The sequence below is a fragment of the Burkholderia sp. AU6039 genome (assembly GCF_002223365.1).
In the GTDB taxonomy this organism is placed as follows: Bacteria; Pseudomonadota; Gammaproteobacteria; order Burkholderiales; family Burkholderiaceae; genus Burkholderia.
Map to the genome: position 1 here is coordinate 1,276,724 of NZ_NKFK01000003.1, position 24,529 is coordinate 1,301,252.

A 24,529-nucleotide genomic window follows, 5' to 3' on the forward strand; every position below is an offset into this window, starting at 1 on the left:
TATCGATTCGGTATGCGAAATTAATGTATCCACATGCGCAGTTCAGCAGGTTTTCATCATTCATGCGCGCCGGACCTCGCCCCGCGGCTGCCGAAGCGGCCGTGCCTGCTGGCTGTCGCCTCGGTATTTGCGTCGGTCGCGATGACGTCGGGGGCGAATGCCGTCGCGGCTACGGTCGACACGGCGGTGCGGGACGACGCGCATCGCGAGACCGCAGGCGCATCGCCGGCTGCGGGCAAGACGCATTTCGACGATTCGATGCTGATGCACGGCCCCGACAGCGGGCCGATCGATACGACGCCGTTCGAACGTCCGAACGCCGTCGTGCCGGGGCAGCATCGTGCAGACCTGATCGTCAACGGGCAGTGGCGCGGCGTGGAAGAGATCACGTTCCGCCACGATGCGCGCGATGACGTGCAGCCTTGCTACGACCGGCTGTTGTTGCAGCGCGCCGGTGTCGACCTCGAGCGGAGCGCACGGGGCCAGGATGGCAGCCAGCCGCCGAATCCGCTGCCCGACGGGTTGATCTGCGACCCACCTTCCCGGTACGTACCGGGGGCCGCATTGTCGTTCGACGCGGCGGAGCAGAAGCTGTATCTGACAGTGCCGCAGTTCTACATGCGCGTCGCCAGTCAAAGTAGCTACGTCGATCCGGCGAACTGGACGAACGGTGTGCCGGCCGCGCTGCTGAGCTACAACGCCAGTGTATTTTCGACGCGTTCGGGCGGCTACGAATCCTCGCAGCTCTACACGGGGCTCTCGATGGCGGCCAGCGCCGGCCGGTTCCGGATTCGCCACAACGGCAACCTCACGTGGTCGCAGCGCGGGGGTGCCCGTTATCAGCGCGGCTACATCTACGCGCAAACCGATTTGCCCGACTGGCACGCGCAACTGCTGGCCGGTGAGAGTTCGACCAGCGGCGCGCTGTTCGACGCCGTGTCGTTCCGCGGTATACAGATCGTCAGTGACGACCGGATGCTTCCCGACGAGCAGCGCTACTATGCGCCGGTCGTGCGTGGCGTCGCACAGTCGAATGCCAAGGTGACGATCCATCAACGCGGCTATCTCGTTCACGAGACGACGGTCGCGCCGGGGCCGTTCGCGATCGACAACCTGCAGGCGATGAGCTACGGCGGCGATCTGAACGTGACCGTGACCGAGGCCAACGGCGAGACACGCAGCTTCGTGGTGCCGTTCGCGACGACGGTCCAGCTGCTGCGTCCCGGCCGCACACGGTTCAGCGCGATGGCGGGCCGGGCGATCGAGCTCGGCGGCGACATCGGCACGCAGTACGTCGGCCAGTTCACGGTGCAACGCGGCGTCAACAATGCACTGACGGCCTATGGCGGCGCCGCGTTTGCGAACCGCTACCAGTCGGTACTGATGGGCGTCGGGCTCAATACGCCGATCGGCGGCTTCGCCGCGGACGTCACGATCGCGCGAACCCAGCCGCCAGGCAGCGAGCGCCTGAGCGGTTCGAGTATTCGCGTGTCTTACAGCAAGAACCTGCCGAACAGCGGCACGAACTTTTCGCTGCTCGCGTATCGCTACTCGACCAAAGGCTATCTCGGCCTGCGCGACGCGTTGATACTGAACGGCCGGAGCGATCAGCGCGTGGGCGCCGAGGCATTCGCGCGGCTGCGCAATCGGGTCGATCTCAACGTGAGTCAGCAGATCGGGCGATCGGGCAGCGTCTACGCGAACGGATCGGCGCTCAGCTACTGGGCGGGAGGCGGGCAATCGCTCAGCTTCACGCTCGGCTACAGCACGCAATGGCGCGATGCGACCGTGACGGCGTCGGTGCAGCGCGTGCGCAACCTGTCCACCCGTTACGCGTCGTCCGGCGGCGGGGCGGGCAGCACGCTCGTCAGCGTGAACGTTTCGATTCCGCTCGGACGCGACTCGCGGCGCGCGCCGATCTTCAGCACGCTGATGACGCGTGACAGCAGCAACGGCACGAGTGCCACGGCGAGCCTGGCCGGGCGTTTCGGCGAGCGCAGCGACGGATCGTACTCGCTGTCGTCGAGCTACGACGGCAACAACCGCGCGTCGTCGGGCAGTTTCGGCGTGGGCTACCAACTGCCCGTTGCGTCCGTGTCGGCGAACATCGGCCTCGGGCGCGACTATCAGCAGGCGTCGGCGAACGCGGCGGGCGCCGTGGTGCTGCACCCGGGCGGCCTGACGCTCGCGCCAACCCTGAGCGAGACGATCGGCGTCGTGCACGCGCCGCACGCGCGCGGCGCCCTGGTGGCGAACACGAACGCACGCGTCAACCGGTTCGGCTACGCGATCGTGCCGAGCCTCACACCGTATCAGCTCAACCAGGTCGACCTCGATCCGAAGGATATTCCGGACGATGTCGAACTCAAGACGACATCGCGCAGCGTCGCGCCGCGCTCGGGATCGGTCGTCATGCTGTCGTACGACACGCTGAAGGCGCGCGCGCTGCTGATCGACGCGCAGACCGAGGACGGCCGGCCGCTGCCGTTCGCGGCGCGTGCGCTCGATGCCCGCACCGGCGCCATGCTGGGCGCGGTCGGGCAGGGCAGTCTCCTGCTGGCGCGCAGCGCCGACGACGACGGGCAAATTCGCGTCGAATGGGGCGCGCGTGCTGATCAGCAGTGCGTGATCGACTACTCGGTGTCGTCGCAGGAGCGGACCGCGCGCGGCTACGTGACGCTGACGCGCGTCTGCCGTGCGATCCCCGTGACGGCGCCGGTCGCTCCAGGCCGTGGCGAGGGGTAATAGGTCGATGCAGGGTCACGATTTCCTTCCCGCACCGGTGGTTATCCGATCGTCGTGCCGAGCCCTCGCCGCGACCCGCGCCGGGAGGATCGTGCGCGCGGCGGTGGTGGCTTGCGCGGCGAGCGTCGGCGCAGTCACCGGTCACGCGGCGCTGTCCGTGGTCGGCACCCGCTTCGTCTATCCCGGCGATGCGCGTGCGCTGACGATCCTCGCGCGCAACGGTGGCGCTGAGCCGATCCTGGTTCAGGCGTGGCTCGACGTGGGCGACGCGAATGCCGATCCCGACCGCCTGCGCGTGCCGTTCGTCGTGACGCCGCCGCTCGTGCGACTCGATCCGGCGCGGCCGCTGGCGATTCGCGTGCAGTCCATCGGCGGCGATTTGCCGACTGACCGGGAATCCTGTTTCTGGATCAACCTGCTCGAAGTGCCGCCGGCCGTGCCCACGCACGACAACACCCTGCGCATCGCTTACCGGCTGCGCATGAAGCTCCTGTATCGACCACCCGGCCTGGCCGGCGAGCCGGATCGTGCGCCGAATGCGCTGACCTGGACGCGCGCGAACCGGCAGGCTGCTGCCACGATCGTCGCCACCAATCCCACGCCGTACTACGTGACGCTGACGCGCGTGCTGCTGAACGGCGAACCCGTCGTGCTGGCGAACCGCGCGGTGGACGTCGCGCCGTTCGGTCGGGCCGAGATGCCAGCCGGCACGCAGCCCGACGGGAAAGGGGACGCGGAGATCGTGTTCGACGCCGTCGACGACAGCGGCACATCGAACGAATACCGGGCGCGGTTCGCGCCGCCGTGACCGACGGACCGTCAGTGCTTGCAGTACCCGTCCTGTCGGGGCATCGACAGGGTTTCAACCACAACAAGGAAAACGAGCATGAACAAGACATACGCTTTGGTATGGAACGCCAGGCAGGGCGTTTGGCAGGCAGTCGGTGAACGGGTACGCCGGCACGGCAAGTCCGCGATGCGCGCGCGCGTCGTCGCGGTGGCGACACTGCTTGCGGGTAGTGCGGCGACGTCCGTGCATGCGCTGCCGACGGGCGAGAACATCGTGTCCGGGAAGGCCGACATTCTGCGCTACGACAACGGGCAGCAGATGTCGGTCAACCAGCACACCGACAAGCTGGTGACGGACTGGCAGACGTTCAGCGTCGACAAAGGGCAGCGCATCACGTTCAACCAGCCGTCCGACAGGTCGATCGCACTGAACCGGGTGATCAGCCAGGATGGCAGCGCCATCCACGGCAACATCGAGGCGAACGGCCGTGTGTTCCTCGTCAACCCGAACGGCATCGTGTTCGGCAAGGGGGCACAGGTCAACGTCGGCGGCCTGGTGGCGACGACGCTGGACATCAAGAACGACGATTTCGAGGCCGGCCGCTTCCGGTTTTCCGGCAAATCTCCGAGCGAAGTGCACAACGTCGGCAATCTCGTGGCGAGCGACGGCGGCGCGATCGCGCTGCTCGGCGCGAAAGTCATCAACAAGGGGATCGTCCAGGCGCAGATGGGCACCGTCGCGCTGGGTGCGGGCAGCGACGCCACGCTGAACTTCGATGGCCGCAAATTGCTGAACGTGCAGATCGACCAGGGCGCCATCAATGCGCTGGTCAGCAACGAACAGCTATTGAAGGCCGACGGCGGGCAGGTGCTGATGAGCGCGAAGACCGCTGATACGCTGTTGCGCACGGTGGTCAACAACCAGGGCACCATCGAGGCGCGCACGCTCAGGAACGTCGCGGGCCGGATCTCGCTGGACGGTTACGACGCCGGCACCGTCAATGTTGCAGGCACGCTGAACGCGAGCGCGACGACGCCGGGCAATGGCGGCACGGTCGACACCCGCGGCGCCGACGTGAAAGTGGCGCTCGGCGCGATGGTCGATACACGCGCGACCAATGGGCGCGGCGGCACCTGGCGCATCGCATCGTCCGACGTGTCGGTCAAGGCGGGAGCGAACCAGCCGGGTACGATCGTGGCCGACACGCTGTCGCGCAACCTCGCGACGACCGATGTCGAACTGGTCGCCGAACGCGGCGCGGTATCGGTCGACGGGCCGGTGACCTGGGCCAGCGGCAACCGGCTGGCGCTGGCCAGCCGGCAAGGCGACGTGTCGGTCAACGGTGCGCTGCGCGCGACGGGGGCGAACGCGCGGGTGGCCATCGACGCGAAGAACAACGTGCGGATCGCGGCGCCGATCGCACTGACCGGCGCGAATGCGTTGCTGACGCTCGACTACGGCGTCGCGCATTCGCTGACGGGTGCCGCGGCCGTGACGCTGTCGGGCACCGGGGCCGGCTTCGAGTCGAACGGTTATCGCTACACCGTGATCCAGAACCTGCAGCAGTTGCAGGGCATCAATACGAATCTCGATGGCTTGTATGTCCTCGGCAACAACATCGCCGGTTCCTGTTCCTACTACTACTGCCCCACGTTCAAGACCCTCGGTTCGGGCGCGTCGTTCTCCGGCGTGTTCGATGGCCTCGGCAACACGATCAGCAACCTCATCATCACGAGCAGTGATCCGTATGCGGGGCTGTTCGGCCGCAACACCGGTACGCTCGCCAACCTCAAGCTGGCGTCGTTGCGCGTCAGTGCCGCGTCCGGTGTCGGTCCGGTCGCCATCGGCGGGCTGGTGGGCGAAAACGCCGGCAAGGTCACGAACGTGACCGCGACGGGCATGCAGGTGAGTGCCGGCGCCAGCCGCAGCAATGCGCTGGGCGGCCTGGTCGGCATCAATGGCGGCGAGCTTTCGCAATCGTCATTTGCCGGATCCGTGGCGGGTAACGGGATGTCGTATGCCGTTGGCGGCCTGGTCGGCGAAAACCGCGTGGATTGGCAGGAGGCAGGCATCGTGTCCGACAGCGAATCCAACGCCACCGTCACGGGCGGCGCATCGAACCAGGCATCGATCGGCGGTCTCGTCGGCGTGAATCGGGGCGGCGACATTCTGCGGTCGACGAGTCGGGGCACCACGTCGGGCGTCAATATCGCCGGCGTGAACGTCGGCGGGCTCGTGGGCGCGAACCTGCTTGGCAGGATCGACGACGGAACGGCGCTGGGGCGCGTGACAGGGGGCTCGGGCGGTACGGCGGGCGGACTCGTCGGCGTCAATACCGGCAAGATCGCCAATTCGAGCGCAAGCGGTGTCGTCGACGGCCGATATGCGCAAGCGATCGGCGGCTTCGTCGGGCTGAACCAGGGCATCGTGACCGGCAGCAAGGCGCTGGGCGCCGTCATGAACGCATCGACGGGTTCGACCGGCGGTTTCGTTGGCATCAACCTGGGCATGTACGCGTTCATCGACATGGCAGAAGCGCACGGCGCGGTCACCGGCGGGCAGGGCGCCAATGGCGGCTTCGTCGGCAGCCATCTCGGCGGCCGGATTGCACACTCGGTCGCGCGTGGCAAGACGACCGGCGGCAACTACAGCAAGACGGGTGGTTTCGTCGGGAGCAACGCGGCCGAACTGACCAACGTCGATGCGAGCGGCGACGTATACGGCGGTGTCGGTGCATCGGTGGGGGGCTTCGCCGGCGCTAACACGACATCCGGCGAGATCGACACCGCGTCGGCGACCGGCAACGTGACGGGCGGCTCATCGAGCACGGTGGGCGGGTTTGCCGGCGAAAACCTCGGCACCGTGCACGACGCATCGGCGTCGGGCACGGTCGGCGCAGGCTATTACGCGACACTCGGCGGCCTGATCGGCCTGAACGCGGGGTTCGTCGAACGCTCGGCCGCGAGCGGGCGGATCAACGTGTCGTCGTACCAGACCTTGGGCGGCCTCGTCGGCATCAACCGGGGCATCTTCCGCAACAGCATCGCGGTCGGCGAGGCCGGGCTGCAGAAGATTGCCGGTCTCAATCTCGGTGTGATCGAGTGATCGAGTAATGCGACGGGCGGCGGGCGCGCATGACCACCGCCCGCCGCCCCCGCAACGGGAGGTAGCATGAAGACGATTCAATCGCGCGGACCCGGGCGAGTCGGCCGGGCCATGCGTCGCCTGGCGATGGCGGGATACCTGGTGCTTGCATTCGGCGCACACGGGATGGCACAGGGCGTCGGTGGCTCGATGGCGCTGGATTGCTCGCTCGGCAACATCGACGCGTCAGTCTGGAAGATGGTTACGCCGTTGACGAGCGCGACACCGGTCGGCGCGATCCTGTACCAACGCTCTGTGTCGCTCGTCGTTTCGTTCAAATACGGCAGGGCGTCCGAGGCGCACGAACTGGTAGCGGCTGGACACTGGACGAGCGGTCCTCTTGTCACGAATGGTGCCGTGCCGACGAACATCAACGGCATCGGCTTCAAGTGGGCTGGCGTATCCGGCAACGGCGACACGCACACGTTGCCGCAAGTCGGGCTGCCGATGGTGACTGCGAGGCACAACCTCGGTCGCGTGAGCGAAAGCGGTTCCGACCTGCAGATGATGCTTTTCCGGCAGTATCTGGTGCTCGACAAACCGGTGTCGCAGTTGCCGCAAGGCAAGCTGATCGTCAAGAACCTGCCGGGCAATCCAATTGTCGCGATTTATGCGATCGACTTGCCGAAAGGCGTCGCGTCGGTAGGCGGCACCGTGACGGTACCGGAGCAGACGACGCCCTCCAATCTGTGCAAGCTGACGAAAACCTTCGTCGGCGTCGGCAACGTGTGCATCGGCAGCGAGTGCGAATTCCATGTGCCGAACCGCTGCGAGATCCAGTCGGACTGGGTCAAGCCGGTGACGCTCGGGAATTTCGCGATCACCCGTTTTCCGGCCTTGCACGCGGTGTCGGAGCCCGTCAGTTTCGATATCACGCTCAGCCAGTGCGCGGCCGCGGCCAAGCCGTCGATCAGTTTCCGCGACAAGGCCCCGCAGCCGAATCCCGACACAACGCTTTTGCAGTTGAGCGCACCGGCCGGCCGGCCAGTCGCACGCGGGTTCAATATCGTGATGATGCATGGGCAGACGAAGCAACGGATTGCATACGGCGATCCGGGCTCGGCCCCGACCTATCCGATGATACGCAACGGCGACACGGCGACGATCCCGCTGCTTGCCCAGTACATCCGAACCGGCACGGATGGCGAGCTGAGCCCGGGAAGCGCGAATGGGGCCGCGGAATTCACGTTCACGTTCCCGTGATGGCGCGCGCCGCGTCGCGCATGCCTCATCACGAAACCCGCTGAGCAAAGCACCATTTGTTGGTTCGGATTTTCCGCACGTGCTGATACGTTAGCGGCTTCGCGACGACACACATCCGTCGCGATGTTCTTCGAACCGGGCCGCCGCGCGATCCGCGGCGGCCTTCATAACAAATCAGGTCGTGCTCATGAAATTCCACACGCTCGCTACGTGGCTCGTCGGAGCCGCGCTCATCACCGCAGGCACCGTCGCGCATGCGGACCGTCTCGACGACATCAAGAAGGCCGGTGTGCTGCGCGTCGCGACGTTCGACAGCAACCCGCCGTTCGGCTATGTCGACGGCAAAAGCAATCACATCGTCGGCCTCGACGTCGACTATGCGAAGGCACTCGCCGACAAGCTCGGCGTGAAGCTGCAGCTCCAGCCGACCAACCCGGCGAACCGCATTCCGTTCCTGACGTCCGGCAAGGTCGATCTCGTGCTCGCGAACTTCACGATTACCGAAGAGCGCGCGAAGCAGGTCGATTTCAGCATTCCGTATTTCTCGTCGGGCCAGCAGTTTCTCGCGAAGAAGGGCGTGCTGAAATCGGCCGACCAGCTGAACGCGCTGCGCGTCGGCGCCGACAAGGGCACGACCAACGAGATCACGCTGCGCGAGAAATTCCCGAAGGCGACGATCGTCGCGTACGACGACACGCCGTTCGCGTTCGCCGCGCTGCGCGCCGGCAACGTGCAGGCCATCACGCAGGACGGCCCGAAGCTGATCGGGCTGCTCGCGAACGTGCCGGACAAGCAGAACTACGAGATCCCGGCGTTCACGATCTCGAACGACTACATGGGCGTCGGCGTGCCGAAGGGCGAGACGCGCCTGCTCGGCTTCGTCAACGACACGCTGAAGGGGCTCGAGGCGAACGGCCGGGCCGTGCAGATTTACGACGCATGGTTCGGGCCGACGACGAAGACGCCGCTCACGCGCATCTTCCGGATCGGCGACAAGACCTGATCCGCGTCGCACGCGCGCCGCGACTGGCCAAAGCATCGGCCGCGCGGCGCTTTTCGTTTTCTTCCGATCGCGCGCTTCGCGCCCGCAACACAGCATGCTCGGGTTGGCTCCCAAATACCTGTCCTGGCTCTGGCAGGGCTTCCTGCTGACGCTCGGCCTCGCGGCCGCGTCGGCCGTCGTCGCGACCGCCGGCGGGCTGTTGCTCGCGGTCATGCGCCATGCGCGCGGCACGGCGCCGCGCACGATGGCGGCCGCGTACGTCGTCACGTTCCGCAACACGCCGCTGCTCGTGCAGTTGCTGTTCTGGTATTTCGGTGTCGCGTCGCTGCTGCCCGAACCTTGGATCACGTGGCTGAACGCGCGTCATGCGTTGAGCATCGGCCCGTTCACGCTTGCGTGGCCGTCGTTCGAATTCGTCGCGGGCTGGGTCGGGCTGAGCGCCTATACCGCCGCGTTCGTTGCCGAGGAGTGCGAAGCCGGCCTGCGCGGCGTGCGGCGCGCGCAGCACGATGCGGCGGCCGCGCTCGGCCTCACGCCGATGCAGTCGCTGCGTTACGTGGTGCTGCCGCAGGCGGTGCGCATCGCGTTGCCGCCGCTGTTCGGCCAATACATGAATCTCGTGAAGAACTCGTCGCTCGCGATGGCGATCGGCGTGGCCGAGCTGTCGTATGCATCGCGGCAGGTCGAGACCGAGACGTTCAAGACCTTCGCCGCGTTCGGCGTGGCAACCGTACTGTACGTCGCGGCGGTGGCCGCGATCGAAGCGGGCGCGTATGCGGCCACGCAATGGCGCGACCGGCTGGGAGCGGGGCGTTGACGATGGATCTTTCGCTGCTGTTCGCCAATCTGCCGTACCTGCTCGTCGGCGCCTTCCCGGAAGGGCCGCTCGGCGGCGCCGCGCTGTCGCTGCTGCTCGCGATCGCGTCGGCCGTCGCGTCGGCCGTGCTCGGCATCGCGCTCGGCGTTGCGATGGCGCTCGCGCGCGGCCCCGTGCGCGTGCTGCTGCTCGCGTTCATCGGCTTTTTCCGCGCGATTCCGGTGCTGATGCTGATTTTCTGGACCTACTTCCTGATGCCCATGCTGCTGCACATGGACGTGCCGGGGCTCGCGACGGTGGTGTGCGCGCTCGCGCTGATCGGCGGCGCGTATCTCGCGCACGCGGTGCATGCGGGCATCGTCGCGGCCGGCGACGGGCAATGGCAAGCCGGGCTGTCGCTCGGGCTCACGCGCTGGCAGACGGTGCGCTACGTGCTGCTGCCGCAGGCGATCCGGATCATGACGCCGTCGTTCGTCAACCAGTGGGTCGCGCTCGTGAAGGACACGTCGCTCGCGTATATCGTCGGCGTGCCGGAGCTGTCGTTCGTCGCGACGCAGGTGAACAACCGGCTGATGGTGTATCCGGCGCCGATCTTCCTGTTCGTCGCGCTGATCTACCTGGTGCTGTGCACGTCGCTCGACGGCGCGGCCCGCTGGCTGCTGTCGCGGCGCCCGCGCGCGGAACGTGCGGCGCACGCGGCGGCCGAGTATACGGAACCCGCGCGGTAGCGGCATGCCGCGGCCGTTTCGAATGGCCGACGATGGCGTGTCGTTGAATTCGTGCAGCGGACACGCGTCAGGCAGGTCAGGCCCGGCGCGCAGGGGCAAGGAAGGTTGAGAGCCTGCCGCGCGCCGCTGCCAGTCGAGCAACGGCGCGCAGCACGTGCATCACGATGCCGAGTAATGCGTATTGAAGACGGCGCGCAGCGTCGATGAGTCGGTCGCGAAATCGCCCCACAGCGGCCCGTCGTTCTGCGCGAACGCGAACGGCGCCGTACGAATCGAGGCGAGACGGAAGCGCCATTGCGCCGCTTCCTGGCGGAAGGCGGTGAGCTGCATGTCGGACAGCGCCGTCTGCGCGCTCGCGAGCGTGACGAGCGGATCGACCGGATTGTTGGCGACGCGCACCTCGAAATGCAGGTGCGGGCCCGTCGCGGCGCCCGTCATCCCGACCGAGCCGATGCGCTGGCCCTGCTTCACGGTCTCGCCCGTCTTGAGGCCGTGCGCGAACGCGGACAGGTGCGCGTAGTAGGTCGAGTAACCATCGGCATGATCGACGATCACGTAGCGGCCGTAGCCGCCCGGATCGGTGCCGACGAACGAGACGACGCCGTCGGCCGCCGCATCGACGGGCGTGCCGCTCGGCGCGGCGAGATCGACGCCCGTGTGGAACGCCATCGCCTGCGACAGCGGGTGAATGCGTTCGCCGAAGAACGAGCTGATGCGTGTCCACTTGACCGGCATCGTGAAGGCAGCGGCTTCGAGCGGCGAGCCGTCGAGCGCGTAGTACGCACCGTGCTCGGCGCCCGGCGCGCGGAACCAGATCGCGCCGAACGTGCGGCCGGCGACGCGCAGTTCGAGCGCGGTGAGGCGCGGCGTGCCGTCGCTCGTATCGAATGCGACGCGGTAGTAGTCGCCGCGCTGCGCGCTCGCCCGCATCGCGACCTTGCCGCTGACGAGATCGCCGAGCTGGATGCGCACCTCGGGCGGCACGTCGAGACGGTTCAGCGTATCGGACAGCGTGAGCTCGATGTCGCCCGCGCGCATCCCGTGCTGGTTTTCAGGGGCCGCGAACTGGAACAGGTTCGCGTAGCCGAGCATCTCGTTGCGGTGCGCGCTGAGCGGCGCGAACAGCCCCGGCTGCTGGCTGCGGTCGTTGCGTTCGCCGGCATCGTTGCGCTCGCCGATCGTGCGGGCGAGTTCGCTCGTCACGAAATGCTGGGCGGTGGGAAACGGCGTGTCGGACAGCACGCGCTGCGGCAGCGCGGCCGTGCCCGAATCGACGGCGCCCGGCAGTTGCGACACGGCCGGCAGCGCGGCGAGGCCGAGTGCGGCGAGGGCGCCGAGCACGGCGGCCGGCACGAGCGCGCGCGCAATGCGCTGCGCGCGGCCGGGCGCGAAAGCATCAGGGGTAGCGGCAGACTTGACCAAGGTGTCCACATCCAGGAAAGCGGTTCAAAGGGGGTGTGGGCAGGGTCCACCGGCGGCACATCCGTCGGGCAGCGACGGGGCGGGCGGCGGGCGTGCAACAAAACAGGCCCCGCCAGGGGCCTGTATCGTTTCCGTTCGACCCAACGCGCGGGGCGGACCCGCTTCGAACGGCGGCGTGCATGCCGGGTCGTACCCGGTTATCACGAAGACGCTAAAGAAAGATGACAGCGTCAGTCTACCGATGTTCCGCGAAACGTTAAAAATTTTAAAGGGGGTCAGCTCATTCGTTTCGCAGTGCGGTAAATCGGGTTAAATCAGCATTTATTACGACAAATTCCGTTAGTCCGGCAATTTGTGCGCGCGACTTCGCAGCGCGGCGGACGTGCGCACGGTGTCGAAGCCGGCGTCGAGCATGGCCTCTGCGTCGTTCCACAGGTTGCCGCGCAGCCGGTTGGTCCAGATCATCGACGCGAACACGCCTTCGAGCAGCGAGACGAGATAGACGGCGGCCAGGTGCACGTCGAGATCGGCGGCGACTTCGCCGGCCGCGATCGCGCGGCGCAGCAGCGCCTTCGTGATCCGCAGCATCTGCAATTCGAGCAGCATGCGGCGCCGCTGCAGCGCGCCGTTTTCCTCACTCTGCTCGCACTTCGTATAGAGGATCACGAGCACGCGCTGCATCGGGCCCGGCTCGCCGCATTCCTGCAGATAGTGCGACGCGGCGCGCCGCAGCGTGGCGAGCGGGGGCAGCCCTTCGCCCGCGTCGAAGCCTTCCGACGTGCGCGCGAACGCGCGGTCGCACATCGCGAGACACACTTCCATCTTGTTGCGGTAATGGCCGTAGACGGCGCCCCGCGACATCCCGGCGGCCTCGGCGAGGTCCGCCATCGCGGTTTGCGCCACGCCTTTCTCGAGCAGCACGAGCTCGGCGGCGTCGAGGATCCGGTGCTTGATGGCGAGCGATTCTTCGCGGGTCTTGCGGGCCATGTCCTGAAATTCCTTACAGTTCGCTGTCGTTTTATTGAGACAGTGTGGCGGTCAGATTGAAGTGGCGTGTATTTAATCAGTCGTGACTGATTATAATCGGCCACCCTGAGCCGCCGCATTTTATCGGTGGCGAACGATCCGAGGTCACACATGAATAACAATCGCTCCCTGTTGCGCCACCGACTGGCGCCGTTCGCGCTGGCGGCCGTGCTGGCCCTGGCCGGATGTGGAAAGGGCGACAAGGACGCCGCGCCGGAGGCCGCGAAACAGGCGACGGTCGTGACGGTGCGCCCGACGGCCGTGCCGATGACCGTCGAATTGCCGGGCCGGCTCGACGCGTACCGGCAGGCGGAAGTGCGTGCGCGGGTCGCGGGCATCGTGACCGCGCGCACTTACGAGGAAGGCCAGGAAGTGAAGCAGGGCGCGGTGCTGTTCCGCATCGATCCCGCGCCGCTGAAGGCCGCGCGCGATGCCGCGCAGGGGGCGCTCGCGAAGGCGCAGGCCGCCGCGCTCGCGGCGAGCGACAAGCGCCGCCGTTACGACGATCTCGTGCGCGACCGCGCGGTGAGCGAACGCGATCACACCGAGGCCGTCGCGGCCGACACGCAGGCGAAGGCCGACGTCGCTTCCGCGAAGGCGGAACTCGCGCGGGCGCAGTTGCAGCTCGACTATGCGACCGTCACCGCGCCGATCGCGGGCCGCGCCCGGCGCGCGCTCGTGACCGAAGGCGCGCTCGTCGGCCAGGACCAGGCGACGCCGCTCACGACCGTCGAACAGCTCGATCCGATCTACGTGAACTTCTCGCAGCCGGCCGCCGACGTCGACGCGCTGCGCCGCGCGGTGAAGAGCGGGCGGGCGACGGGCATCGCGCAGCACGACATCGCGGTGACGCTGCTGCGCGCCGACGGCACCGCGTATCCGCTGAAGGGCAAGCTGCTGTTCAGCGATCTCGCGGTCGATCCGACCACCGACACCGTCGCGATGCGCGCGCTGTTCCCGAATCCGGAGCGCGAGCTGCTGCCGGGCGCGTATGTGCGGATCGCGCTCGACACGGCGGTCGACCAGCGCGCGATCCTCGTACCGCGCGATGCGCTGCTGCGCACGGCCGACCGCACGTCGGTGCGGGTCGTCGGCACGAACGGCAAGGTCAAGGACGTCGAGGTCACGGCCGACCAGATGAGCGGCCATGACTGGCGCATCACGCGCGGCCTCGCGGGCGGCGAGCGCGTGATCGTCGACAACGCCGCGCAGTTCGCGCCCGACACGGCCGTCAAGCCCGTCGAGCAGGCGCCGCCGTCGAAGGCGGCGCCGGCCGCGGCCGCTTCGCAGGCGGCCGCCCGTCAAACCTGACTGGTCAACACCACACCACCATGGCACGTTTCTTCATCGATCGCCCCGTCTTCGCGTGGGTGATCGCAATCTTCATCATGCTGGGCGGCGCATTCGCGATCCGCGCGCTGCCCGTCGCGCAGTACCCGGACATCGCCCCGCCCGTCGTCAGCATCTATGCGACGTATCCGGGCGCATCCGCGCAGGTCGTCGAGGAATCGGTGACCGCGCTGATCGAGCGCGAAATGAACGGCGCGCCGGGGCTGATGTACACGTCGGCCACCAGCAGCGCCGGGGCCGCGTCGCTGTACCTGACGTTCAAGCAGGGCGTGAACGCCGATCTCGCGGCCGTCGAAGTGCAGAACCGGCTGAAGACGGTCGAGGCGCGGCTGCCGGAACCCGTGCGACGCGACGGCATCCAGGTCGAGAAAGCCGCCGACAACATCCAGCTCGTGGTGTCGCTGACGTCCGACGACGGGCGGATGACCGACGTGCAGCTCGGCGAATATGCGTCGGCGAACGTCGTGCAGGCGCTGCGCCGCGTCGAGGGTGTCGGCAAGGTGCAGTTCTGGGGTGCGGAGTACGCGATGCGGATCTGGCCCGACCCGGTGAAGATGGCCGGGCACGGCCTCACCGCGTCGGATATCGCGTCGGCCGTGCGTGCGCACAACGCACGCGTGACGATCGGTGACATCGGGCGCAGCGCGGTGCCGGCCAGCGCGCCGATCGCGGCGACCGTGTTCGCGGACGCGCCGCTGAAGACGCCCGCCGATTTCGGCGCGATCGCGCTGCGCGCGCAGGCCGACGGCGCCGCGCTTTACCTGCGCGACGTCGCACGCATCGAGTTCGGCGGCAACGACTACAACTATCCGTCGTACGTGAACGGCAAGGTCGCGACCGGGATGGGCATCAAGCTCGCGCCGGGCTCGAACGCGGTCTCCACCGAGAAGCGCGTGCGCGCGACGATGGACGAGCTGTCCGCGTATTTCCCGCCGGGCGTGACGTACCAGATCCCGTACGAGACATCGTCGTTCGTACGCGTATCGATGAACAAGGTCGTCACGACGCTGATCGAGGCCGGCGTGCTCGTGTTCCTCGTGATGTTCCTGTTCATGCAGAACCTGCGTGCGACGCTGATCCCGACGCTGGTCGTGCCGGTCGCGCTCGCGGGCACGTTCGGCGTGATGTATGCGGCCGGTTTCTCGATCAACGTGCTGACGATGTTCGGGATGGTGCTCGCGATCGGCATCCTCGTCGACGATGCGATCGTCGTGGTCGAGAACGTCGAGCGGCTGATGGTCGAGGAGGGGCTCGGGCCTTACGACGCGACCGTCAAGGCGATGAAGCAGATCAGCGGCGCGATCGTCGGGATCACCGTGGTGCTGACGTCGGTGTTCCTGCCGATGGCGTTCTTCGGCGGCGCGGTGGGCAACATCTACCGGCAGTTCGCGCTGTCGCTCGCGGTGTCGATCGGCTTCTCGGCCTTCCTTGCACTGTCGCTGACGCCCGCGCTGTGCGCGACGCTGCTCAAGCCCGTGTCGGGCGACCATCACGAGAAGCGCGGCTTCTTCGGCTGGTTCAACCGCCTGGTCGCGCGCTCGACGCAACGCTATGCCACGCGCGTCGGCAAGATGCTGAAGAAGCCGGTGCGCTGGCTCGTCGTGTACGGCGCGCTGACCGGCGCCGCGGCGCTGATGCTCACACAGCTGCCGACCGCGTTCCTGCCGGACGAGGACCAGGGCAACTTCATGGTGATGGTGATCCGGCCGCAAGGCACGCCGCTCGCGGAAACGATGCAGAGCGTGCGGGAAGTCGAGTCGACCATCCGCCGCGACGAGCCGACCGCGTTCACGTATGCGCTCGGCGGCTTCAACCTGTACGGCGAAGGGCCGAACGGCGGGATGATCTTCGTCACGCTGAAGAACTGGAAAGAGCGCAAGAACGAAGACGCGCACGTGCAGGCGATCGTCGCGCGCATCAACGAGCGCTTCGCGAGCACGCCGAACACGACGGTGTTCGCGATGAACTCGCCGGCGCTCCCCGATCTCGGCTCGACGAGCGGCTTCGACTTCCGGCTGCAGAACCGCGGCGGGCTCGACTACGCGACGTTCAGCGCCGCGCGCGAGCAGTTGCTCGAGACGGGCCGCAAGGATCCGGCGTTGACCGACCTGATGTTCGCCGGCACGCAGGACGCGCCGCAGCTGAAGCTCGACATCGATCGCGCGAAGGCGTCCGCGCTCGGCGTGTCGATGGACGAGATCAACACGACGCTCGCGGTGATGTTCGGCTCCGACTATATCGGCGACTTCATGCACGGCACGCAGGTGCGGCGCGTGGTCGTGCAGGCCGACGGGCTGCACCGGCTCGACCCGGACGACGTGAAGAAGCTGCGGGTGCGCAACACCCACGGCGAGATGGTGCCGCTCGCGGCGTTCACGACGCTGCGCTGGACGCTCGGGCCGCCGCAGCTCACGCGCTACAACGGCTTTCCGTCGTTCACGATCAACGGGTCGGCCGCGGCAGGCCACAGCAGCGGCGAGGCGATGACCGCGATCGAGCGGCTCGCCGGGAAGCTGCCGGCCGGCACCGGCTTCTCGTGGTCGGGGCAGTCGTTCGAGGAGCGGCTGTCGGGGGCGCAGGCGCCGATGCTGTTCGCGCTGTCGGTGCTCGTCGTGTTCCTCGCGCTCGCGGCGCTCTACGAGAGCTGGTCGATTCCGTTCGCGGTGATGCTGGTCGTGCCGCTCGGCGTGATCGGCGCGGTGCTCGGCGTCACGCTGCGGATGATGCCGAACGACATCTACTTCAAGGTGGGGCTGATCGCGACGATCGGGTTGTCCGCGAAGAACGCCATTCTGATCGTCGAAGTCGCGAAGGACCTGGTCGCGCAGCGCATGTCGCTCGTCGACGCGGCGCTCGAGGCCGCGCGTCTGCGGCTGCGGCCGATCGTGATGACGTCGCTCGCGTTCGGTGTCGGCGTGCTGCCGCTCGCGTTCGCGTCGGGCGCCGCGTCCGGCGCGCAGATGGCGATCGGCACCGGCGTGCTGGGCGGCGTGATCACGGCGACCGTGCTCGCGGTGTTCCTCGTCCCGCTGTTTTTCGTGATCGTCGGCCGCCTGTTCGACGTCGGCCCGCGCCGGCGCGGCGGGGCACAGCCGGCGACGATGGAGGGTTCTCAATGATGTTTGCGCTGAATGCACGCGCCGCGCTGCGGGCCCAGGTTGCGCTGGCCGTCGCGCTCGCGCTGGCCGGCTGCACGCTCGCGCCGCGTTACGAGCGGCCGGCGGCGCCGGTGCCGACGACTTATACGCCGGTCGACGGCAGTGCCGCGCCGGCGGCCGAGGTGTCGCCCGCCGACGCCGCGCTGCTCGACGACTGGCGCAGCTACTTTACCGATGCCGCGCTGCAGGCGTGGATCGACGCGGCGCTCGCGAACAACCGCGACCTGCGGGTCGCGGCCGGCCGCCTCGAGGAAGCGCGCGCGCTGTACGGCGTGCAGCGCGCGGACCGGCTGCCGTCGGTCGATGCGAACCTGGGCTATGACCGTACGCGCCAGTACGACCCGGTCGTGCGCGAAAGCGCGATCAGCGGGTTGTATCGCGCGGGCGTCGGCGTCAGCGCGTACGAGCTCGACCTGTTCGGCCGCGTGCGCAGCCTGTCGGACGCGGCGCTCGCCGAATATTTCGCGACGGCCAACGCGCAACGCACGGTACGCATCGGCGTGATCGCCGACGTGGCCGGCGCGTATGTATCGGAGCGCTCGCTGCATGAGCAACTCGCGCTGGCGCAGCGCACGCTGGATGCGCGCCAACGCATGGCCGCGCTCACGCAGCGCCGTTATGCGGCCGGCACGAGCGACGCGATCGAGCTGCGCTCGGCCGAGATGCTGGTGGCATCCGCGCGCGCGTCGCAGGCCGCGCTGGAGCGCGAGCATGCGCAGTCCGTGCGGGCGCTGCAGTTGCTCGCGGGCGACTTCGCGCGCAACGTGCCGGATGACACGACTGCGCTCGACGCACTGTCGATCGCGCCCGTCGCGCCCGGCGCACCGAGTGCGCTGCTCGAACGGCGGCCGGACATCCGGCAGGCCGAGGCACGGCTCAAGGCCGCCAACGCGCAGATCGGCGCCGCGCGCGCGGCGTTCTTCCCGCGCATCACGCTGACGAGCGACTACGGCTCGGTCAGCGATGCGTTCTCGAGCCTGTTCGCCGGCGGCACGAGCGTGTGGACGTTCGCGCCGCGCCTCACGCTGCCGATCTTCGCGGGCGGCCGCAACCGCGCGAACCTCGACGTCGCGAACGCGCGCAAGCACATCGCGGTCGCCGATTACGAGAAGACGGTGCAGACCGCGTTCCGCGAAGTGGCCGACGCATTCGCCGCGCGCGACTGGATCGATCGCCAGCTTGCCGCGCAGCAGGACGTGTATGCGGCCGACGGTGCGCGATTGAAGCTCGCCGAGCGCCGTTACGCGGGCGGTGTCGCGACGTATCTCGAACTGCTCGACGCGCAGCGCAGCACGTACGAGTCGGGACAGGAGCTGATCCGGCTCAAGCAACTCAGGCTCGCGAACGCGATCACGCTGTATCGTGCGCTCGGCGGCGGCTGGTCGCCGGCGTCGGCGGAGGCCGCGGCATCCGCGTGATGCCTGTCGCCTGACGCGACAACGCGTCGGGCGGCATGACGGCGGCGGTGCGCTTCGACGTGCCGCTGCCGCTTTCTTCGATCCATACCGCTGTTCCGGCGATATCTTCCCCCTCACTGACAGGCTGGCCAGGACGTTTTCATCCTGCCGGAACGCGCACGTGCGCGTTCCGGAACAGCCCTCGTCAGGCGACCGCTCGTGCCGCGATTCCGCGCAAACGTGTGCGGGCCATTTTTCCTTCCTGCGCTGCCGCGATACGGACCGGACGACGGGTTCCGGCGACCGCTCATGCATGTGAGTTACGATCAGGAATTGACGGTCGAATTAATCAATATATTGGAAATAATGAGGGCGGCAAAGTGTCGCAGTAAAACGTTTGTATTCATGTCGCAATCGTTTGCGCGAAAAAATTGAATTGATTGAATCGCGGTTTAATTTCCTGTTTGTTGAAAATGATTTGATATTGCCGTTGTCGTTCTGCAACGATGGCGGCATTGGACAATGCTTTGTCCTTTTCGACGATGATTTCGCGGGAGCCAAGCCCAGCAAGGGCCAGCAGGGTGGTTACGGCTGTCGATCGAAAATTTCCTTAATCTTCAGTTACTTCCCGCAAATAAAAAAGGACTGCGGATAAAAATTGAAGGATTGTAAATCGACAGGAAAGAGTGTGGATTTAGAGGGGTAAATCGGACATTGTCAGATGCATTTGACAATGATTTACAGAAAACTTTCACGATTATCTCGATAATGCCGCCTCGTGTCGGACGGGAGCCACCATGCGCTGCCGTTTGTGTCCGCCACGTCAACTACTCCATTTGCAGTCCTTACGGGAAACGTCATGAAAAAATCCATCCTGACCGCTGTCGCACTCGCGGCCCTGTCGACCTCGGCCTTCGCAGCGGGCACCGGCACGATCAACTTCACGGGCGAGATCGTCGCGGGCGCATGCGGCATCGATTCGGGTTCGGTCAACCAGACCGTGAACCTCGGCAAGGTGCCGACCAACGTGTTCAAGCAGGCTGGCGACAAGTCCACGCCGACCAACTTCGACATCAAGCTGACCGACTGCGACACGAGCGTCGCGCAGAACGCGTACTTCACGTTCACGGGCACGTCGAGCGCAGGCCAGCCGAAGCTGCTCGCGACGATCGGTTCGGCGACCAACGTCGGTATCCGCCTGCAGGCAGCGTCGGGTGAATACCTCGACAACGGCGCCGAGCAGAAGGCACCGACCGTGCTGCAGAACGGCACGAACATCGCGCGCTTCGCTGCGATGTACGAAGCGACCGCAGCCGGCGTGACGCCGGGTACCGCCGAGGGCGTCGCGAACTTCACGGTTCGCTACCAGTAAGCCGCCGTACCGGGGAAGGGTGCGCGCACCCTTCCTCGTTCGCTTTTCCTCCTTTTCTCCCTCCCTGGACTTCCGGTAGCGCCGCGTGCGAATCAGACATTCCTTCCTTTGCGTCTCCGTGCTGGTGGTCGGCAGCCAGAGCCATGCGACGGAATTCAATTCGTCGTTCCTGAACATCGACGGCTCGAACAACGTCGATCTGTCGCAGTTCTCGCAGGCGGACTTCACGCTGCCGGGCGAGTACATGCTCGACGTGCAGGTCAACGACCTGTTCTACGGGCTGCAGGCGATCGAATTCATCGCCGTCGATACATCAGGGGCGGGCAAGCCGTGCCTGCCGCCGGAACTCGTCGCTCAGTTCGGGCTGAAGCCGTCGCTCCTGAAGGACCTGCCGCGCTTCCAGGGCGGACGTTGCGTCGACCTCGGCGCGATCGAGGGCGCGACCGTGCGCTACCTCAAAAGCGACGGGCGGCTCAAGATCACGATTCCGCAGGCCGCGCTCGAGTTCACCGATTCGACCTACCTGCCGCCGTCGCGCTGGTCAGAAGGGATTCCGGGTGCGATGCTCGACTATCGCGTGATCGCGAACACGAACCGCAACTTCGGGACGGACGGTCGCCAGACGAATTCGATCCAGGCCTACGGGACGGTGGGCGCGAACTGGGAGGCATGGCGCTTTCGCGGCGACTACCAGGCGCAATCGAACGTGGGCAATACGGCCTACGCGGACCGCACGTTCCGCTTCAGCCGGCTTTATGCATTTCGTGCGTTGCCGTCGATCCAGTCGACGGTGACGTTCGGCGACGACTACCTGACTTCCGACATCTTCGACACGTTCGCGTTGACGGGCGCGTCGATCCGCAGCGACGATCGCATGCTGCCGCCTTCGCTGCGCGGCTATGCGCCGCTGATCTCGGGTGTCGCGCGCACCAACGCGACCGTGACCGTGTCGCAGGCAGGCCGCGTGTTGTACGTGACGCGCGTGTCGCCGGGCGCGTTCGCGCTGCAGAACATCAATACGAGCGTGCAGGGCACGCTCGACGTCGCGGTCGAGGAAGAGGACGGCAGCGTGCAGCGCTTCCAGGTGACGACGGCCGCCGTGCCGTTCCTCGCGCGCGCCGGGCAATTGCGCTACAAGGCCGCCGTCGGCAAGCCGCGCCAGTTCGGCGGCGCCGGCATCACGCCGTTCTTCGGCTTTGGCGAAATCGCCTACGGTCTGCCGTTCGACGTCACGGCGTACGGCGGCTTCATCGCCGCGTCGGGTTATACGTCGATCGCGCTCGGCCTGGGCCGCGATTTCGGCGCGTTCGGCGCGCTGTCGGCCGACGTCACGCATGCGCGGGCGAAGCTGTGGTGGAACGGCGCGACGCGCAACGGCAACTCGTACCGCATCAACTATTCGAAGCACTTCGACGGGCTCGATGCCGACGTGCGCTTCTTCGGTTATCGCTTCTCCGAACGCGAATACACGAACTTCGCGCAGTTCTCGGGCGACCCGACCGCGTACGGCCTCGCGAACAGCAAGCAGCGCTACTCGGCGACGCTGTCGAAGCGTTTCGGCGACACCTCGACCTATTTCTCGTACGACCAGACGACCTACTGGGAACGCGCGAACGAACAGCGCGTCGGCCTCACGCTGACGCGGGCGTTCTCGATCGGCACGCTGCGCAACCTGAACGTGAGCGTGTCGGCGTTCCGCACGCAGAGCGCCGGTGCAAGCGGCAACCAGGTCTCGGTCACCGCGACGTTGCCGATCGGCGGCCGTCACACCGTCACGTCGAACCTGACGACGGGCAGCGGCAGCACGAGCGTGAACGCGGGCTACATCTACGACGATCCGAACGGCCGGACCTACCAGGTCAACGCGGGTGCGACCGACGGACGCGCGTCAGCGAACGCGAGCTACCGCCAGCGCTCGTCCGCGTATCAGCTGACCGCGCAGGCGTCGACGCTCGCCAATGCGTATGCGGCGGCATCGCTCGAAGTCGACGGTTCGTTCGTCGCGACGCAATACGGCGTGTCGGCGCACGCGAACGGCAATGCGGGCGACACGCGCCTGCTGGTGTCGACCGACGGCGTGCCCGACGTGCCGCTGTCCGGCACGCTCTCGCACACCGATTCGCGCGGCTATGCGGTGCTCGACGGCATCTCGCCGTACAACGTGTACGACGCGACCGTCAACGTCGAGAAGCTGCCGCTCGAAGTGCAGGTAACGAACCCGATCCAGCGCATGGTGCTGACCGACGGCGCGATCGGCTTCGTGAAGTTTGCCGCCGCGCGCGGCAGCAACCTGTACCTGACGCTGACCGACCCGGCCGGCAAGCCGCTGCCGTTCGGTGCATCGGTGCAGGACGTGGCGAACGGCAAGGAACTCGGCATCGTCGGCGAGGGCGGTGCGGCATTCCTGACCCAGGTTCAGCCGAAATCCACGCTGGCGGTGCGTGCGGGCGAACGCACGCTCTGCACGATCGACACGCTGCCGAACCAGCTCCAACTCGAAGGCACGCCGATTCCGGTGACGTGCCAGACGCCCGGCGAGTCGCATGCAGCGGCCGCACGGGTCGAACGATGAATTCACGGATCCAGCGATGAAAAATAGCTTCTCCCTTTCCTTTCCGCGGCGCGCATGGTGCGTGCTCGCGACCGCCGGCGCGCTGTTCGCAGGCGCCGCGCAGGCGGCGATCGTGCCCGATCGCACGCGCGTGATCTTCAACGAAGGCGAACAGGCCGCGATCGTCACGATCACCAACAAGAGCACGACGTACCCGTATCTCGTGCAGTCGTGGCTCGAGGACGCGAAGGGCAACAAGATCACGTCGCCGCTGATGGTCGTGCCGCCGCTGCAGCGCGTCGAGGCGAACGAGCGCAACGTGCTGCGGATCGCGAAGCTGCCGGGCACCGAGCTGCCGGCCGATCGCGAAACGGTGTTCTACCTGAACATCCGCGAAGTGCCGCCGAAGACGGACACGCCGAACACGCTGCAGATCGCGCTGCATACGCAGATGAAGCTGTTCTACCGCCCGAAGGCCGTGCAGCCGGCGCGCGACGAGGACTGGACGCTGCCGATGACGTTGCGGGTCGACTCGGCCGCGCACACGCTCGTGTTCGACAATCCGACGCCGTATCACATCACGATCGTCAACCTGGCTTCGGGGGCGCAGAAGACGCCCGTGCCGCTGGAGCCGGTGATGGTGAGCCCGATGAGCAGGACAGACGTGCCGTTCAAGGCCGCGACGCCGTCGACGCTGTTCGTCACGCATGTCGATGATTACGGTGGCCAGGTGGCGGTCGAGTATGCGTGTGAGGCAGGGGCTTGCAAGAGCGTGAAGAAATGAGCGGGGGCGCAAGACAACGCCTGTCGCCGCTCGCGGCATGGCTGCGCTGGGTCGTGCTCGCGATGCTGATCGCGGTGGTGCAGCCGGCATGGGCGCTGCGCTGCCTGAGCGACGGCGGCGCGGATTCGCTGACCGAGCCGATCGGCGGCGTCGCATCGTATCCGACGGACGCGCAGGACGGGTACGTGATCTGGGTATCGCCGCCGCGCACGACGACGGGGTACTGCTACAAGGACTACGGCGGGGACGCACTGGCCTTTTCCGAGAAGGTTTACTTCTACGCGAACCCGAGAATGCAGGATCCCGCCGCATGGGGACTGGAAATCGGCATTCGCTATGGTGGCCGGGACTATTTCGGCCTGGGTAGCGGGCTGGGCGCGCGCGTGGAAACCACCACCGAAGTGGGTCCGTGTTCGCCCCGGGACTTTGCATGGGGGCGCTGCGAGAAGGTGCCACTCAGCATTACCTATCAGGTGGTGGTGCGCAAGAAGGGTCAATGGATGCAGCCGCCGAACGATATCTATGCGGTCTTCCAGTTCGACGGCAAATACGGCCTCAACGCGGCCCGATCGAGTTTTCAGTACCGGCTGAGCGGGTTGTCGCGCCTGAAGCCGACACCGTGCCTCGTCGACGTGCTGGTGACGCCCGAGCCCGGCATCGTCAATTTCGGTCAGGTGCAGGCGTCCGGCAATGGCTTCCTGCCGGCCGTGCCGCGCCGGCGGTTCTCGTTGTCGCTGACGAAGAAATGCAGCATCCCGATTCGCGTCGACGGCTATTTCGAGGCGACCAAGGGCACCGTACAGAACGGTTTGCTGGTGCCGGCAGCGAACAGCAATTTCGGGATCGGCCTCGAGGATAGTCAGGGCAAGGCGATCGAGTTCAACAAGCAGTTCACGCTCACGCAGTTTGCGGCCAACGTTGCGAATCAGACCGTGATGCTCGATGCGGTGCTCAAGTCGTTCGGACCACCGAAGATCGGGCCGTTTGACGCAGCCGCCACGATCCGGATTTTCCTGTATTGAGCGTGGTGCGGTGTGAG

At 66.8% G+C, this 24,529-nt stretch carries 16 protein-coding genes; 14 read left to right on the forward strand and 2 right to left on the reverse strand.

What is annotated here, in order from left to right; translation table 11 throughout:
• Positions 1–33: 33 nt before the first annotated feature.
• The 7 genes from CFB39_RS08645 (at position 34) to CFB39_RS08675 (ending at position 10,430) form a co-directional block, all read left to right on the forward strand.
• Positions 34–2,745 carry a fimbria/pilus outer membrane usher protein gene (locus CFB39_RS08645; RefSeq protein ID WP_256991375.1) on the forward strand — a complete coding sequence of 904 codons (2,712 nt, stop codon included), beginning with the start codon at positions 34–36 and terminating at the stop codon, positions 2,743–2,745.
• A gap of 91 nt (positions 2,746–2,836) precedes the next feature.
• A complete protein-coding gene (locus CFB39_RS08650; RefSeq protein WP_256991376.1) occupies positions 2,837–3,553 on the forward strand; it encodes a molecular chaperone in 717 nt (238 codons plus the stop codon).
• 78 nt (positions 3,554–3,631) lie between these two features.
• The gene (locus tag CFB39_RS08655) at positions 3,632–6,640 is read left to right on the forward strand and encodes a GLUG motif-containing protein (protein ID WP_089472738.1); all 3,009 of its coding nucleotides are present in this window, start codon (positions 3,632–3,634) and stop codon (positions 6,638–6,640) included.
• Positions 6,641–6,751: 111 nt separating this feature from the next.
• The gene (locus CFB39_RS08660; RefSeq protein ID WP_256991377.1) at positions 6,752–7,882 is read left to right on the forward strand and encodes a fimbrial protein; all 1,131 of its coding nucleotides are present in this window, start codon (positions 6,752–6,754) and stop codon (positions 7,880–7,882) included.
• Between the two features lie 187 nt (positions 7,883–8,069).
• Positions 8,070–8,885: an ABC transporter substrate-binding protein gene (locus tag CFB39_RS08665; protein WP_089425367.1), complete on the forward strand. Its 816-nt coding sequence runs from the start codon at positions 8,070–8,072 to the stop codon at positions 8,883–8,885.
• Between the two features lie 94 nt (positions 8,886–8,979).
• Positions 8,980–9,702 (forward strand): amino acid ABC transporter permease, encoded by a 723-nt coding sequence (locus CFB39_RS08670; RefSeq protein WP_089472740.1) that lies wholly within the window; start codon positions 8,980–8,982, stop codon positions 9,700–9,702.
• A gap of 2 nt (positions 9,703–9,704) precedes the next feature.
• Positions 9,705–10,430: an amino acid ABC transporter permease gene (locus CFB39_RS08675; RefSeq protein WP_089456601.1), complete on the forward strand. Its 726-nt coding sequence runs from the start codon at positions 9,705–9,707 to the stop codon at positions 10,428–10,430.
• Between the two features lie 159 nt (positions 10,431–10,589).
• Here the strand turns inward: CFB39_RS08675 and CFB39_RS08680 are convergent, their stop codons facing one another.
• Both CFB39_RS08680 and CFB39_RS08685 read right to left on the reverse strand, forming a co-directional pair.
• Positions 10,590–11,852 carry a M23 family metallopeptidase gene (locus CFB39_RS08680; protein ID WP_089472741.1) on the reverse strand — a complete coding sequence of 421 codons (1,263 nt, stop codon included), beginning with the start codon at positions 11,850–11,852 and terminating at the stop codon, positions 10,590–10,592.
• Positions 11,853–12,191: 339 nt separating this feature from the next.
• A complete protein-coding gene (locus tag CFB39_RS08685; protein WP_089425370.1) occupies positions 12,192–12,839 on the reverse strand; it encodes a TetR family transcriptional regulator in 648 nt (215 codons plus the stop codon).
• A 150-nt stretch (positions 12,840–12,989) separates the two neighbouring features.
• On the opposite strand from CFB39_RS08685, the gene CFB39_RS08690 reads away from it, so the two are divergent.
• The 7 genes from CFB39_RS08690 to CFB39_RS08725 all read left to right on the forward strand — a co-directional run bounded on the left by CFB39_RS08690 (position 12,990) and on the right by CFB39_RS08725 (position 24,512).
• Positions 12,990–14,189 (forward strand): MexX/AxyX family multidrug efflux RND transporter periplasmic adaptor subunit, encoded by a 1,200-nt coding sequence (locus CFB39_RS08690; RefSeq protein WP_089472742.1) that lies wholly within the window; start codon positions 12,990–12,992, stop codon positions 14,187–14,189.
• A gap of 20 nt (positions 14,190–14,209) precedes the next feature.
• Positions 14,210–17,347, forward strand: coding sequence for a multidrug efflux RND transporter permease subunit (locus CFB39_RS08695; protein WP_089472743.1), 3,138 nt, complete (start codon positions 14,210–14,212; stop codon positions 17,345–17,347).
• Positions 17,347–18,804, forward strand: a complete 1,458-nt coding sequence (locus CFB39_RS08700; protein ID WP_089473253.1) for an efflux transporter outer membrane subunit — start codon at positions 17,347–17,349, stop codon at positions 18,802–18,804. The genes CFB39_RS08695 and CFB39_RS08700 overlap by 1 nt, the downstream gene beginning before the upstream one ends.
• Positions 18,805–19,642: 838 nt before the next feature.
• A complete protein-coding gene (locus CFB39_RS08710) occupies positions 19,643–20,155 on the forward strand; it encodes a fimbrial protein (protein ID WP_089425375.1) in 513 nt (170 codons plus the stop codon).
• A 118-nt stretch (positions 20,156–20,273) separates the two neighbouring features.
• Positions 20,274–22,727 carry a fimbria/pilus outer membrane usher protein gene (locus tag CFB39_RS08715; RefSeq protein WP_089472745.1) on the forward strand — a complete coding sequence of 818 codons (2,454 nt, stop codon included), beginning with the start codon at positions 20,274–20,276 and terminating at the stop codon, positions 22,725–22,727.
• Positions 22,728–22,743: 16 nt separating this feature from the next.
• Entirely contained in the window at positions 22,744–23,490 is a 747-nt protein-coding gene (locus CFB39_RS08720; RefSeq protein WP_089473254.1) for a molecular chaperone, read from the forward strand.
• Positions 23,487–24,512 (forward strand): fimbrial protein, encoded by a 1,026-nt coding sequence (locus CFB39_RS08725; RefSeq protein ID WP_089425377.1) that lies wholly within the window; start codon positions 23,487–23,489, stop codon positions 24,510–24,512. Before CFB39_RS08720 ends, CFB39_RS08725 begins: the two co-directional genes overlap by 4 nt.
• The last annotated feature ends 17 nt before the right edge of the window (positions 24,513–24,529 follow it).

What these genes read in the sequence shown, in the direction of transcription:
- CFB39_RS08690 (WP_089472742.1), top strand. Translation starts at nt 12,990, where the DNA reads ATGAATAACAATCGCTCCCTGTTGCGCCACCGACTGGCGCCGTTCGCG.
- CFB39_RS08700 (WP_089473253.1), top strand. Translation starts at nt 17,347, where the DNA reads ATGTTTGCGCTGAATGCACGCGCCGCGCTGCGGGCCCAGGTTGCGCTG.
- CFB39_RS08710 (WP_089425375.1), top strand. Translation starts at nt 19,643, where the DNA reads ATGAAAAAATCCATCCTGACCGCTGTCGCACTCGCGGCCCTGTCGACC.
- CFB39_RS08675 (WP_089456601.1), top strand. Translation starts at nt 9,705, where the DNA reads ATGGATCTTTCGCTGCTGTTCGCCAATCTGCCGTACCTGCTCGTCGGC.
- CFB39_RS08655 (WP_089472738.1), top strand. Translation starts at nt 3,632, where the DNA reads ATGAACAAGACATACGCTTTGGTATGGAACGCCAGGCAGGGCGTTTGG.
- CFB39_RS08695 (WP_089472743.1), top strand. Translation starts at nt 14,210, where the DNA reads ATGGCACGTTTCTTCATCGATCGCCCCGTCTTCGCGTGGGTGATCGCA.
- CFB39_RS08645 (WP_256991375.1), top strand. Translation starts at nt 34, where the DNA reads ATGCGCAGTTCAGCAGGTTTTCATCATTCATGCGCGCCGGACCTCGCC.
- CFB39_RS08720 (WP_089473254.1), top strand. Translation starts at nt 22,744, where the DNA reads ATGAAAAATAGCTTCTCCCTTTCCTTTCCGCGGCGCGCATGGTGCGTG.
- CFB39_RS08670 (WP_089472740.1), top strand. Translation starts at nt 8,980, where the DNA reads ATGCTCGGGTTGGCTCCCAAATACCTGTCCTGGCTCTGGCAGGGCTTC.
- CFB39_RS08660 (WP_256991377.1), top strand. Translation starts at nt 6,752, where the DNA reads ATGCGTCGCCTGGCGATGGCGGGATACCTGGTGCTTGCATTCGGCGCA.
- CFB39_RS08685 (WP_089425370.1), bottom strand. Translation starts at nt 12,839, where the DNA reads ATGGCCCGCAAGACCCGCGAAGAATCGCTCGCCATCAAGCACCGGATC.
- CFB39_RS08665 (WP_089425367.1), top strand. Translation starts at nt 8,070, where the DNA reads ATGAAATTCCACACGCTCGCTACGTGGCTCGTCGGAGCCGCGCTCATC.
- CFB39_RS08725 (WP_089425377.1), top strand. Translation starts at nt 23,487, where the DNA reads ATGAGCGGGGGCGCAAGACAACGCCTGTCGCCGCTCGCGGCATGGCTG.